Source organism: Phocaeicola coprocola (assembly GCF_041333015.1).
GTDB lineage: Bacteria > Bacteroidota > Bacteroidia > Bacteroidales > Bacteroidaceae > Phocaeicola > Phocaeicola coprocola.
This window is the reverse complement of the sequence record NZ_JBGKGM010000004.1, coordinates 602,774-617,397: the sequence shown is the minus strand read 5'-3', so window position 1 is coordinate 617,397 and position 14,624 is coordinate 602,774. Positions and strand designations below refer to the sequence as shown.

The 14,624-nt window shown below is 41.7% G+C and carries 10 protein-coding genes; all 10 read left to right on the top strand.

Going from position 1 to position 14,624, the window contains the following annotated elements:
* Window positions 1-210: 210 nt before the first annotated feature.
* The gene (locus ACDG22_RS13310) at window positions 211-1,320 is read left to right on the top strand and encodes a glycoside hydrolase family 26 protein (RefSeq protein WP_370859003.1); all 1,110 of its coding nucleotides are present in this window, start codon (window positions 211-213) and stop codon (window positions 1,318-1,320) included.
* Between the two features lie 21 nt (window positions 1,321-1,341).
* Complete coding sequence (locus ACDG22_RS13305; RefSeq protein ID WP_040311954.1) at window positions 1,342-2,517, top strand: glycoside hydrolase family 130 protein; 1,176 nt, start codon at window positions 1,342-1,344, stop codon at window positions 2,515-2,517.
* A gap of 25 nt (window positions 2,518-2,542) precedes the next feature.
* On the top strand, window positions 2,543-3,934 hold the full coding sequence (locus tag ACDG22_RS13300; protein ID WP_302761467.1) for an MFS transporter: 1,392 nt from the start codon (window positions 2,543-2,545) through the stop codon (window positions 3,932-3,934).
* Entirely contained in the window at window positions 3,927-5,123 is a 1,197-nt protein-coding gene (locus tag ACDG22_RS13295) for an AGE family epimerase/isomerase (RefSeq protein WP_370858918.1), read from the top strand. The genes ACDG22_RS13300 and ACDG22_RS13295 overlap by 8 nt, the downstream gene beginning before the upstream one ends.
* Window positions 5,124-5,218: 95 nt before the next feature.
* Window positions 5,219-7,663 (top strand): beta-galactosidase GalA, encoded by a 2,445-nt coding sequence (gene galA, locus ACDG22_RS13290; protein ID WP_370858917.1) that lies wholly within the window; start codon window positions 5,219-5,221, stop codon window positions 7,661-7,663.
* A gap of 4 nt (window positions 7,664-7,667) precedes the next feature.
* Window positions 7,668-10,007: a glycoside hydrolase family 3 N-terminal domain-containing protein gene (locus ACDG22_RS13285; protein WP_007568164.1), complete on the top strand. Its 2,340-nt coding sequence runs from the start codon at window positions 7,668-7,670 to the stop codon at window positions 10,005-10,007.
* A 366-nt stretch (window positions 10,008-10,373) separates the two neighbouring features.
* The gene (gene miaA / locus ACDG22_RS13280; protein ID WP_007568162.1) at window positions 10,374-11,291 is read left to right on the top strand and encodes a tRNA (adenosine(37)-N6)-dimethylallyltransferase MiaA; all 918 of its coding nucleotides are present in this window, start codon (window positions 10,374-10,376) and stop codon (window positions 11,289-11,291) included.
* Window positions 11,292-11,295: 4 nt separating this feature from the next.
* Window positions 11,296-12,228 carry a diacylglycerol/lipid kinase family protein gene (locus ACDG22_RS13275; RefSeq protein ID WP_007568160.1) on the top strand — a complete coding sequence of 311 codons (933 nt, stop codon included), beginning with the start codon at window positions 11,296-11,298 and terminating at the stop codon, window positions 12,226-12,228.
* Window positions 12,229-12,239: 11 nt separating this feature from the next.
* Complete coding sequence (kdsA, locus tag ACDG22_RS13270; RefSeq protein ID WP_007568158.1) at window positions 12,240-13,046, top strand: 3-deoxy-8-phosphooctulonate synthase; 807 nt, start codon at window positions 12,240-12,242, stop codon at window positions 13,044-13,046.
* A gap of 95 nt (window positions 13,047-13,141) precedes the next feature.
* Window positions 13,142-14,416, top strand: a complete 1,275-nt coding sequence (serS, locus tag ACDG22_RS13265; RefSeq protein WP_022126418.1) for a serine--tRNA ligase — start codon at window positions 13,142-13,144, stop codon at window positions 14,414-14,416.
* Window positions 14,417-14,624: the final 208 nt, after the last annotated feature.

Genomic DNA, 14,624 nt, shown 5'->3' with positions numbered 1-14,624 from the left:
TCATGTATACAAAAATATATTGTTTTTTTGATGTATAGGAATATTTGCAAGAGAAAATTCCGTGTGTCGGTGCTTGATTTTTATTACTCTTGTATAGATTAAATCTGGTATTAAGTAAAAAGAAAAAACGTATATGCATATGTTAAGATTGTATCATTCTGTGGTATAAAATTTCTCTATCTTTGCTGATGTTAAATAGTAAAACTAATTATTATGAAATTCTCGAAAGCTATTGTTTCAACTATGATTATCGGTACTTGTCTGACTGCTTGCGGCAATCAGCAAAAAAAACAATCAGAAATGGATAAAACACCTGAAGCATACTCTATGCTAAATGTGCTTGAGAAGCTTCCTCAGCATAAAATGTTCATGTTTGGACATCACGATGATCCGGTTTATGGTATCGGCTGGGACGGAGATGAGAACCGAAGCGATGTGAAAAGTGTTTGCGGGGACTATCCGGCAATGATGTCTTTTGATTTGGGAAGAATGGAGATCTACGGTGATAAAACACTAGATAATGTATCACTCGACCGTATCAGAAAGGAAGTTATTGCTCAGTATGAGCGTGGGGGTATGTCATCTTTCAGCTGGCACGTAGATAATCCTTTGACAGGAAAGGATTCATGGGATGTGAGTGACTCTACTGTGGTAAAGTCGGTTTTGCCGGGAGGAGTTAATCATGATAAGTTTATAGGTTGGCTGGATAAAGTAGCAGATTATCTTAATTCAATTCAGACTTCAGAAGGAGTAAAGGTTCCTGTGCTGTTCCGTCCTTGGCATGAACATACGGGAAGTTGGTTCTGGTGGGGAAAGAATTTGTGCTCAACTGAAGATTATAAAGCGCTTTGGAGAATGACTTATGACCGTTTGCAAGAAAAAGGGGCTACTCAGTTGCTGTATGCATATTCTCCGGGTACGGAACCCAAAGACTCTACCGAATATCTGGAACGCTATCCGGGAGATGATATTGTTGACCTGATAGGAGTAGATGCATATCAGTTTGATAAAGATGCTTATGTGAAGAGCCTGGATAATGCACTTACCATTATGTCACAGGTAAGCAAGGCGCATAAAAAACTGATGGCCGTAACCGAAACAGGCTATGAAACAATTCCTGATTCGCTTTGGTGGACACAAACATTGATGCCTGTAATTGAAAAATATCCGATCAGTTATGTGCTGGTATGGAGAAATGCGCGTGAAAGAGAAAATCACTACTATGCTCCTTATCCGGGACATCCGTCGGCTGCCGATTTTGTGAACTTCTATAATGATCTGCGGACATTGTTTGCCGGAGATATGAAAACAATAAAGTAAATTGATATAAAACTTATTATAATGAATACTACATTTGAAGACAAAGTAAAAAGATTGTTTGCTCAGCATGAAGAGTTGATTACTCGTAAGAATGAGCCTGTTGAAACAACCAACGGAGTATATACTCGTTATAAGTATCCAGTTGTAACGGCTGCTCATACTCCTGTGTTCTGGCGTTACGATTTGGATGAAAAGACAAATCCTTATCTGATGGAACGCATTGGAATGAATGCTGCAATGAATTCCGGAGCTATTAAATGGAACGGAAAATATTTGCTGGTAGTGCGTGTCGAAGGAGCTGACCGCAAGTCGTTCTTTGCTGTTGCTGAAAGCCCGAATGGAGTAGATAATTTCCGTTTCTGGGATTATCCTATTACCATGCCCGACGATGTAATACCGGCTACCAATATTTATGATATGCGTCTGACAGCTCACGAAGATGGTTGGATCTACGGTATTTTCTGTGCTGAACGTCACGATGATAATGCGCCTGCTGGTGATCTGTCTTCTGCAACAGCTACAGCAGCAATTGCTCGTACTAAAGACCTGAAGACATGGGAACGTTTGCCGGATTTGAAATCGAAGAGCCAGCAACGTAATGTTGTTCTTCACCCGGAATTTGTGGATGGAAAATATGCATTCTATACTCGTCCGCAAGATGGATTTATCGATGCCGGAAGTGGCGGTGGTATCGGATGGGCACTGGTTGACGATATAACTCATGCCGAAGTAAAAGAAGAAAAGATTATTGACTGCCGTTATTATCATACAATAAAAGAAGTGAAGAACGGTGAAGGTCCACATCCTATCAAGACTCCGAAGGGATGGTTGCACCTGGCTCATGGAGTACGTGGTTGTGCTGCTGGTTTACGTTATGTACTTTATATGTATATGACTTCACTCGAAGATCCTAGCAAGCTGATTGCTGCTCCTGGAGGCTATTTTATGGCTCCTGAAGGAGAAGAACGTATCGGTGACGTTTCAAACGTGTTGTTTACAAACGGTTGGATTGCCGACGAAGATGGGAAAGTATTTATTTATTATGCTTCTTCAGACACACGTATGCATGTAGCTGTTTCTACTATCGACAAACTGGTAGATTACTGTATGAATACTCCGCAAGACGGCCTGACAACTACTGCATCAGTAGAAACGTTGAAAAAACTGATTGATAAGAACCTGAAATTGATAAAATAATAAAAATAAGAAAGTAAGTACTGCTATGATAAAACTCACGGAAAAAATAGGTTATGGTTTCGGAGATATGGCTTCCTCTATGTTTTGGAAGTTGTTCGGGGCTTATTTGATGATATTCTATACGGATGTATTTGGCTTGCCTGCTGCTATGGTGGGAACAATGTTCTTGGTTACTCGTATATGGGATTCTGTATTCGATCCGATTGTTGGAGTTGTAGCCGACCGTACTTCCAGCCGATGGGGTAAGTTCCGCCCGTACTTGTTATATCTGGCTATTCCGTTTGCTTTGATAGGAGTACTTACTTTTTATACGCCACCTTTCGGCGATATGGGTAAATTGGTTTATGCCTATATAACCTATTCGCTGATGATGATGGTTTATTCGGCCATTAATGTTCCTTACGCATCCTTGTTAGGAGTGATGAGTCCCGATCCGTCAGAACGCAATACACTGTCTACTTATCGTATGATGTTTGCTTATCTGGGCAGTTTTATTGCACTTCTGTTGTTCATGCCTATGGTCAATGCCTTTAGTGGGCATAGCAAGGAAGTTGCTGACCAGCAGTTCGGATGGCTGATGGCTGTGGTTGTAATTGCAATCATGTGTGCAGTCTTGTTCTTTGGTTGTTTTGCATGGACAAAAGAACGGGTGAAGCCTATCAATGATAAAAAGACTTCTCTGAAAGATGATATCAAAGATCTCTTCCATAATAAACCGTGGTGGATATTGTTTGGTGCCGGAGTAGCCACTTTGGTATTTAACTCTATCCGTGACGGAGCGGCGGTATATTACTTCAAGTATTTTATTATAGAAGACGAGTACCGTACTATTTCGCTGATGGGCGTATCGTTTGTGTTGAGTGGATTGTATCTTTCTATCGGTCAGATTGCCAATATTGTAGGAGTTATTCTGGCTGCTCCCATGAGTAATAAGATTGGAAAGAAAAGAACTTTCGCATTGTCTATGCTGGTAGCTTCAGCCTTAAGTGTGGTATTCTTCTGGTTCGATAAGGATGATCTGGTTCTGATTTTTGTATTCCAATGTCTGATAAGCATATGTGCCGGAAGTATTTTCCCTTTGCTTTGGTCAATGTATGCCGACTGTGCCGATTTCTCGGAACTGAAAACAGGTAATCGTGCGACAGGTTTGATATTCAGTGCGTCATCAATGAGTCAGAAGTTTGGCTGGGCCATTGGTACAGCTGTAACCGGATGGCTGTTGTCTTTCTTCGGTTTCCAGGCTAATGCAGTGCAAAGTGAAGAAACTATTAATGGTATTAAGATGTTCTTAAGTCTGCTTCCCGCAATTGCGGCATTTATTTCGGTAGTATTTGTTTGCTTCTATCCATTGGGAGAACAGAAAATGAAGGGTATAATGGAACAGTTAAACTTAAAACGACAATCAAAAAATGTATAACGAAATAGTATCACAGCTCTGTTCTGAGGTAAAGGCTGAGCTGGAAAACAATATTCTTCCTTTTTGGATGACAAAAATGACCGACCATGAGCATGGTGGATTCTATGGCCGTATCACAGGCAATGACGTGTTGGAGGCATCAGCTTCGAAAGGAGCAATTCTCAATGCACGTATTTTGTGGACTTTCTCTGCTGCTTATCGCTTGTTTAGAAAAAAAGAATATCTTGAAACTGCTACACGTGCAAAGCGTTATCTGATTGATTTCTTCTATGACAGTGATTTTGGAGGTATTTATTGGGAACTTGATTATAAAGGAAATCCTGTCGATACAAAAAAACAGATTTATGCCATAGGCTTTGCTATTTACGGTTTGAGTGAATATACGCGTGCTACAGGTGATGCTGAGGCTTTGGATTATGCCAAACGTTTGTTTGAAGTTATCGAGAAGTATAGCTTTGATGCAGAAAAGAATGGTTATCTGGAAGCTCTTACCCGCAACTGGTGTCCAATAGAAGATATGCGTCTGAGTGATAAAGATGAAAACGAGAAGAAAACCATGAATACGCATTTGCATATTCTGGAACCTTATACCAATCTGTATCGCGTGTGGAAGGATGAACGTCTGGGAAAACAAATCTATAATCTGGTAAACTTGTTTTTGGATAAAATATTGGATGCTGAAACTTATCATCTGAATTTATTTTTTGAAGATGACTGGACCAACAAATATCAGATTGTATCATACGGACATGATATTGAGGCGTCGTGGCTGATTCATGAAGCTGCTTTGGTATTAGGTGATAAAGGTCTGTTGCAGAAGGTGGAACCTGCCATTATAAAAATAGCTGAGGCTGCTGATGAAGGACTAAATCCAGATGGCAGCATGATTTATGAAAACTTTGTGAGCAAAGGAAAAATAGATCGTGAGTTGCATTGGTGGGTACAAGCTGAGAATGTTGTCGGTCATCTTAATCTTTATCAGCATTTTGGTGATAAGTCGGCCTTGGAAAAGGCATTGAAGTGCTGGACATTTATCAAGTCAAAATTAGTAGACACGGAGCAGGGTGAATGGCATTGGAGCTTGTATCCTGACGGAACAGTTAATACCAAAGATGATAAAGCTGGATTCTGGAAATGTCCTTATCATAATGGTCGTATGTGTATGGAAATATTGGAACATTTTTCTTGAAAAACGATAGAGAACAGCTTTCATCATTATTAGACGAATAATAGTAATGATGAAGGCTGTTTTTTGTTGCTTAACCCCGGATTACTAATAATATTATGAGAAAACTATTATCTGTTTTACTGCTTATACAGTTTATGGCTTGTTTGTCTGTCAGTGCACAACAAATAAGAGAGTCGATATTGCTGAATAATGGATGGAAATTTGCGTATGGACATGCTGGTGACATGAAAAAAGATTTTACTCATGGAACTGAATATTTTACTTATTTCGCAAAGGCCAAGTCTTTTAATCAGAACCAAGGTCCAAGTTCCGAGCAGTTTAATGACTCTTTGTGGCAAACAGTCAGTTTACCGCACGATTGGGCAGTTGATCTTCCTTATTCAGAAGAAGCAAGTCATAGTCATGGATATAAAACCATCGGATGGAAATATCCTGAAACAAGTGTTGGATGGTATCGGCGTAAGTTTTATATTGCAGCAGAGGATTCAGGCAAACACATTGCTGTCAGATTTGATGGAATCTTTCGTAATGCACAAGTATTCTGCAACGGTTTTTATTTAGGACATGAACCGAGCGGATATGCTACTCAGGTTTATGATTTGACGGAATACTTGAATTACGGCGCAGAGAATCTGCTTACAGTCCGTGTAGATGCCAGTACGGAAGAAGGCTGGTATTACGAAGGAGCAGGAATTTATCGCGATGTGTGGTTGGAAAAGATGTCATTAGTTCATGTTGCTCCTTTTGGCACGTTCGTTACTTCTCGCATAACCGATTCTTATAAGGCTGCCGATGTGAATATAGAAGTTCGTTTATCGAATAAGGGATTGGAACCGGCGAATTGTACAGTGCTCAATCGTGTCCTTGATGCTACAGGACGCGAAGTAGTCAGTACGCAGAAATCAGATATTACTTTAGCTCCTAAACAGGAAGAGGTGAAGCTATTGCAGTCGGTAAAGATGAATGATATTCATTTGTGGAATCTGGAACAGCCTTATTTATATACCTTATATACAGATGTATATGTCGGCGAGAAGTTGGTTGATACATATTCTACCAATTTTGGAATCCGGAAAATCGAGTTTGATCCACAGAAAGGATTTATGCTAAATGGTTGTCCGGTTAAATTGAAAGGAACTAACTTACATCAGGATCATGCCGGAGTAGGGACTGGAATCCCCGACCGGTTGTGGGAGTATCGCATAAAGAAGATGAAAACGATAGGAAGTAATGCCATACGCACGTCGCACAATCCGATGTCGCCTGTCTTTCTGGATTTATGCGACCGCCTGGGAATGCTTGTTATTGAAGAAAATCGTCTGATGGGTATCAATCGTGAGCATATCGGTCTTTTGGAACATATGATCAAGCGTGACCGGAATCATCCATGTATTATTTTGTGGAGTATCGGAAATGAAGAGTGGGCACTCGAAGGTAATGAACGTGGATTGCGTATTACTAAATCGATGAGTGAATATGTACATCAGCTGGACTCAACTCGCCTGTCGACACAAGGAACGGCCGGTGGACGGGTTTCTCTCTTCGGAGTCGATGTGAAAGGATATAATTATCTCCGCCAGAACCCGATAGATGAATTCCATCAGAAACATCCTGAGTGGTATTCGCCGGTTGGTTCGGAGGAAACATCAGGATGTGGTACACGTAACGTTTATTATACCGATTCATTACGTGGTTGGATGGCTCCTATCAATCGTACGGCTCAAGATGATAATCATATTATTAATCCGATGGCAAGAGGCTGGCAGTTCTATCATGACCGTCCTTGGCTGGCCGGACTTTTCTATTGGACAGGACTTGATTATAGAGGTGAACCGAATCCGATGCTTTATCCGGCTACAGGCTCACAGTTTGGCATATTTGATTATTGCGGATTCCCTAAAGATGAAGCCTTTTATCTGAAATCTTGGTGGACTGACGAACCGGTTCTGCATTTGTCACCGCATTGGAATTTGTCTGGTCATGAAGGAGATAGTATTAATGTATGGGCATATAGCAATTGTGACGAAGTTGAACTGTTTGTCAACGGAAAAAGCTTAGGACGGAAGTCTATGCCGGTCAATGGATATATCGAATGGAAAACAATCTATCGTCCGGGTAGTTTACTGGCCAAAGGCTATAAGGCTGGCAAGAAAGTTATGGTAGAGAAAATAGAAACTACAGGTAAGGCTGCCCGTATCTCAATAGAACCATATAATACAACTTTGAAGGCGGACGGTCAGGATATTGCAATTGTAGATCTGACATTGAAAGATGAAAAAAATCGTGAAGTACCCGATGCCATGAATGAAATGATTGTTACCTTGACTGGTCCTGCAACGATATTGGGATACGGGAACGGTGATCCGGGATTCAAGGAAATAGAACGTCCTGTAAATGGTGAAACATCTTTCCGCATCAAAGCTTTTTCTGGAAAGGCACAGGTAATAATCCGTTCGCAGGAAGGAAAGAAAGGAAATGTCCAATTGGAAGTTTCTGGTACGGGATTGAAAAAAGCAACTCAACAATTTATAATAGATTAATATCATGAATAATATTCGAAATTTGGCGATGGCTTCTATGGTATGTGCCGGAAGCCTTGCAGGAATGGCTCAGCCGGCTCCTGCGATTTCTGCTGATCCGGTAATCGAGGCACATATTCAGGAATGGCTGAAAAAAATGACACTCGAAGAGAAAATCGGACAGATGTGTGAGATAACAGTCGATGTAGTTACTGATTTTCCAGGAAGCAAAGATGGGTTTAAGTTGAGCGAGGCTATGCTCGATACGGTGATAGGTAAGTATAAAGTTGGTTCTATCCTGAATGTTCCTTTAAGCGTAGCCCAGAAAAAAGAAGTGTGGGCGGCTGCCATTAAGCAAATTCAGGAGAAGTCGATGAAAGAAATAGGCATTCCATGTATTTATGGAGTGGACCAGATTCATGGAACCACCTATACACTCGATGGTACATTATTCCCTCAAGGTGTCAACATGGGAGCTACTTTCAATCGCAGCCTGGTTCGTCGTGGAGCAGAAATATCTGCTTACGAAACAAAGGCTGGCTGTATTCCCTGGACCTATGCTCCGGTTGTCGATTTAGGACGTGACCCGCGCTGGCCGCGTATGTGGGAGAACTACGGAGAAGACTGTTATGTGAATGCAGAAATGGGTGTTGAGGCTGTCAAAGGTTTTCAGGGAGATGATCCGAATCATATTGGCGAATATAATGTGGCAGCCTGCATGAAACATTACATGGGGTATGGTGTTCCAGTTTCGGGTAAAGACCGTACACCTTCTTCTATTTCACGAAGCGATATGCGTGAAAAACATTTTGCTCCGTTTTTGGCAGCAGTGAGAGCCGGTGCGCTGTCGGTTATGGTAAACTCAGGTGTAGACAATGGTATGCCTTTCCATGCTAATCGTGAACTGCTTACCGAATGGTTGAAGGAGGACTTGAACTGGGACGGTATGATTGTGACCGACTGGGCGGATATCAACAATCTGTGTACACGCGACCACATTGCAGCAACCAAGAAAGAAGCTGTCAAGATTGCCATCAATGCCGGAATCGACATGTCGATGGTTCCCTACGAAGTAAGCTTCTGCGACTACTTGAAAGAACTGGTACAGGAAGGTGAAGTTCCCATGAGCCGCATTGATGATGCCGTAGCCCGCGTATTACGTCTGAAATACCGTCTAGGGCTGTTCGAAAATCCATATTGGGATATTAAGAAATACGATAAGTTTGGTTCGAAGGAATTTGCAGCCGAAGCTTTGCAGGCCGCCGAAGAATCAGAAGTGCTGTTGAAGAATGAAGGCAATATCCTGCCGCTTGCCAAAGGAACAAAAATCCTGCTTGCCGGTCCGAATGCCAACTCCATGCGCTGCCTGAACGGAGGGTGGTCGTATAGCTGGCAGGGACATCGTGCCGACGAATTTGCAGGAGCATATAATACGATTTACGAAGCATTGTGCAACAAATACGGTAAAGAGAACATCATCTACGAACCGGGTGTGACTTACGCTCCTTATAAAAACGATAACTGGTGGGAAGAAAACCAGCCGGAAATCGAAAAATCAGTTGCCGCAGCCAGTCGTGCCGATGTGATTATTGCCTGCATCGGAGAAAACTCTTACTGCGAAACTCCGGGTAATTTGAGCAATCTGACCATGTCGGAAAACCAACGCAATCTGGTAAAAGCCCTTGCTGCAACCGGAAAGCCAGTCATTCTGATCTTGAATCAAGGTCGTCCGCGTATCATCAACGACATTGTTCCACTGGCAAAAGCCGTAATTAACGTGATGCTTCCGGGCAATTATGGTGGCGATGCCCTTGCCAACCTGCTAGCCGGTGATGCCAACTTCAGCGGAAAGATGCCTTTCACCTATCCTAAATATATCAACGCATTGGCAAACTACGACTATAAGCCTTGCGAAAACATGGGACAGATGGGCGGAAATTACAACTACGACTCGGTAATGGATGTACAGTGGAATTTTGGTGATGGCTTGAGTTATACAACTTACAATTATTCAAATCTGAAAATTGACAAAACTTCATTTACTGCTGATGATGTCCTGACAGTCAGCGTCGATGTTACCAATACAGGAAAGGTAGCCGGAAAAGAAAGCGTACTGCTTTATTCAAAAGATTTGGTGGCAAGCAGCACTCCTGATAACATCCGTCTGCGTAACTTCGAAAAAGTGGCACTCAACCCGGGTGAAACCAAAACCGTAACCATGCAACTGAAAGGCAGTGATCTGGCATTTGTTGGTTACGACGGTAAATGGCGCCTGGAAAAAGGAGACTTTACAATAAAGTGTGGCGGACAGACATTAGATATTAATTGCACAGAAACAAAAGTATGGGATACTCCTAATCGTTGAGTATAATAAGTGTTTATAGAAAATCCCCGGCTGTTGTGGATAAATGATTCCCGAAGCCAGGGATTTTTTATGCCTTTAAGTCTGCATTGCCGAAGATTAAAGCTGCTTGTAGTATTATGCTGAAATACAGTGTTTTGAATAATATGCTGCGACGTATGAAAAAATATGCTGAAGTTTTCTCTAAAATATCAGCATGTTTTAGAGAAAATTTGTACAAAAAATAAAAAAACATCGAGATGTTTTTAGGGAGATTTCTTGTATCTTATTCCTTAATTGCCCCATATATGTAAAAAACTTGCAATCTTTCTCCTTATTGTGTTTAAGAAAAAGCTATCTTTGTCATCAGAACTTTTTTCCGGAAGACTTATGAATTATGATCTGATAACTATACTTGGTCCTACCGCTTCGGGCAAAACCCCTTTAGCTGCCGCTTTGGCTGTACAACTGCATGCTGAAATCATCAGTGGTGACAGTCGTCAGGTATATCGGCGTATGGACCTGGGTACAGGGAAAGATCTGGCAGATTATGTTGTAGACGGCTATCGTGTGCCTTATCATCTGATAGACATTGCAGAACCGGGATATAAATATAATGTATTCGAGTTTCAACGCGATTTTCTGAAAGCTTACGATGATATTCGTTCACGTAATATCCTTCCGATATTATGTGGAGGAACGGGTATGTATCTGGAATCGGTCCTGAAAGGTTATAAGCTTTTGCCTGTACCCGAAAATCCGGAATTGAGAGTCAGACTGGCCGATAAATCACTCGAAGAACTTACTGCCATCTTGTCTTCTTATAAGAAACTGCATAATTCAACCGATGTAGATACAGCCAAACGGGCTATCCGTGCTATCGAAATAGAAGAATATTATTTGCATCAGCCGGTAGAGGCGCGTAAGTTTCCTGAAATTCACAGCCTGATAATCGGTGTGGATATAGACCGTGAGTTGAGAAGAGAAAAAATCTCCAGAAGGTTGAAGCAGCGTCTGGATGAAGGTATGGTTGACGAGGTGCGTGCTCTGATAGACGGGAGAATTGGTCCGGACGATCTGATATATTATGGGTTGGAATATAAATACCTTACGCTGTACGTTACCGGACAACTGACGTTTGATGAAATGTATCATCAACTGGAAATAGCCATTCATCAGTTTGCCAAACGGCAAATGACATGGTTCAGAGGCATGGAACGGCGTGGCTTTACTATACATTGGATAGATGCAACCCGCCCGATGGAGGAAAAAGTAAATGAAATAATCGGATTACTCAATAAAGAATAAGAAAATGGCAGTGGAACCTACTCGTTGGGGAGTGATATATAACCCAAAAGCTGGAAGTCGGAAAGCGCAGAAGCGCTGGAAGGAGATTCGCGGTTATATGGAAAGTCGCGGAGTCTTGTTCGATTACGTGCAGTCGGATGGATTCGGTTCGGTTGAGAGATTGTCCCGTGCATTGGCAAACAATGGCTATCGCACGATTGTCATCGTGGGTGGTGACGGAGCCATAAACGATGCTGTAAACGGCATTATGCTTTCGGATGTTCCCGATAAGCACGATATCGCGTTTGGAATTATTCCGAATGGTATCGGAAACGATTTTGCAAAATATTGGGGGCTTGATTCTGATGATTATAAAGGAGCGGTAGATGTACTGATAAACCGCCGTCTTAGAAAGGTTGATGTGGGAGTGTTCAGTTATTTTGATGGAGAAAAGCATCAGATACGGCATTTCCTGAATGCTGTTTATATCGGGTTGGGGGCACGTATTGTACTTATTACTAACGAAACACGTCGTTTTTGGGGAATACCTCTCTTTTCGTATCTTGCTTCACTGTTCCTTGTTGCTTTCGAACGTAAGTTGTATCGTATGCACCTGAAAGTAAACGATGAACATATACGGGGACGTTTGATGGCAGTAGCTATCGGAAGTGGACGTGGTTACGGACTGACACCTAGCGCTGTACCATATAACGGCTGGCTTGATGTATCACTGGTTTATCGTCCGGAACTTCGTCAGCTGATTTCTGGTCTGTGGATGATGCAGCAGGGGCGTTTGCTTAATCATAAGATCGTAAAGCCGTACCGAACCCGTAAAGTAAAGATATTGCGTGCCCAGAATGCTGAAATCAGCCTTGACGGACGTATCTGGTTCGACCGTCATTTCCCGATTGAGATAACCATTGCTCCCGAAGCACTGACATTAATAATACCAAACTGATTTAAAGATTTATGATACATACTATTTCTGATTTAAAGAAAAGCGATAATTTCTTTTTGCTGGCAGGACCTTGTGTGATAGAAGGAGAAGACATGGCTTTGCGTATTGCAGAACGTGTGGTAAAGATAACCGATAAGCTGGGTATACCTTATATATTTAAGGGATCGTACCGTAAAGCTAACCGCTCACGCTTGGATTCGTTTATGGGAATCGGCGATGAAAAGGCTTTGAAGATTCTTGCCAAGGTGCGTGATACATTCGATGTCCCGGTGGTAACAGATATACATGCAGCAGATGAAGCAGCTATGGCTGCCGAATATGTTGATGTGTTGCAGATTCCGGCCTTCTTGTGTCGTCAGACAGATTTGCTTGTTGCTGCCGCAAAAACCGGAAAGATTGTAAATATCAAGAAAGGACAGTTCCTTTCTCCCGGGGCCATGCGATTTGCAGCCGATAAAGTGGTAGAGGCGGGAAACAATGAGGTAATGCTGACTGAACGCGGAACAACTTTCGGTTATCAGGATTTGGTGGTCGATTATCGCGGAATACCGGAAATGCAAACATTCGGACATCCTGTAATATTGGATGTGACTCATTCATTGCAGCAACCAAACCAGACTTCCGGAGTAACAGGAGGAATGCCTCAGCTGATAGAAACAGTTGCAAAAGCGGGTGTCGCTGTAGGAGTAGATGGTTTGTTTATGGAAACACACGAAGATCCTTCGGTTGCGAAAAGTGATGGAGCAAATATGTTGAAGCTCGATTTGCTGGAAGATTTATTGGTGAAATTGGTACGTATTCGTCAGGCTTGCCGATAATGTAAAATTTATATCGGAATGTATGTTGCATGTTTTCCGATAAAAAACTATATCTTTGCACAACCAAAAAATAGAGTTCAAAAAGTAAAAAAGATATGCTTACTATTAAACAAATTACAGAAGATACCGATAAGGTAATTCGCGGATTGGAAAAGAAACACTTTGCCAATGCAAAAGAAACCATTGCGCAAGTGATTGAATTGAATGACAAAAGACGTAATGCGCAAAATCAATTAGATAGAAATCTTGCTGAAGTAAATTCAATATCGAAGAATATCGGTTTACTGATGAAAGAAGGCAAGAAAGAAGAAGCTGAAACAGCTAAAGCTCGTGTAGCAGAAATAAAGGAAGTGAGCAAGAGTTTGCAGGCTGAGATGGATCAGGCTGCTGAAGATATGCAGAACCTGTTGTATACTATTCCTAATGTTCCTTACGATGAAGTGCCTGAAGGCGTTGGTGCTGAAGACAATGAAGTTGTGAAGATGGGAGGAATGGAAACCGAACTTCCTAAAGATGCACTGCCTCACTGGGAACTGGCAAAGAAATATGATTTAATAGATTTTGACCTGGGTGTAAAGATTACAGGTGCTGGATTCCCGGTTTATAAAGGACAGGGAGCTCGTTTGCAGCGTGCTTTGATTAACTTCTTCCTTGATGAAGCGCGTGCTGCCGGATATGAAGAAATCATGCCGCCTACAGTAGTAAATGCTGCTTCTGGTTATGGCACCGGACAGTTGCCTGATAAGGAAGGCCAGATGTATCACTGCAATCTGGATGATTTGTATCTGATTCCTACAGCAGAGGTTCCTGTAACAAATATTTATCGCGACGTGATTTTGGATGAGAAACAGTTGCCTATTAAGAACTGTGCTTATACCCAGTGTTTCCGTCGTGAAGCCGGTTCTTATGGAAAAGATGTACGTGGCTTGAACCGTTTGCATGAATTCTCTAAAGTGGAACTGGTACGCATTGACAAACCGGAACACTCTAAACAATCTCATCAGGAAATGTTGGATCATGTAGAAGGTTTGTTGCAGAAGCTGGAATTACCTTATCGTATCCTTCGTCTGTGTGGAGGTGATATGAGCTTTACAGCTGCTTTGTGCTTCGACTTTGAAGTTTATTCTGAAGCTCAGAAGCGTTGGTTGGAAGTCAGCTCAGTTTCTAACTTCGATACTTATCAGGCAAATCGTTTGAAATGTCGTTACCGCACTGCAGATAAGAAGACTGAACTTTGTCATACATTAAACGGATCTGCTTTGGCTTTGCCGCGTATAGTTGCTGCTTTGTTGGAAAATAATCAGACTCCTGAAGGTATTCGCATACCGAAGGCTTTGGTTCCATATTGTGGCTTTGACATGATAAAATAATTTTAAAAAGAATATAATAATGAAGAGGGGCTATCGGGATTTTACCGGATAGCCCCTCTCTTTTAGACTTTCATCAGATGTGCTAGAAACAACTTTGACTCCAATTAGTTGCAAATGGAATTTTTTTTGCACAAAAGAGAAAAAATAACCGTTTATTTTTTTTCTTTATTTCATTTAATTACTATTTTTGAGGAGGCAATAAAATAAC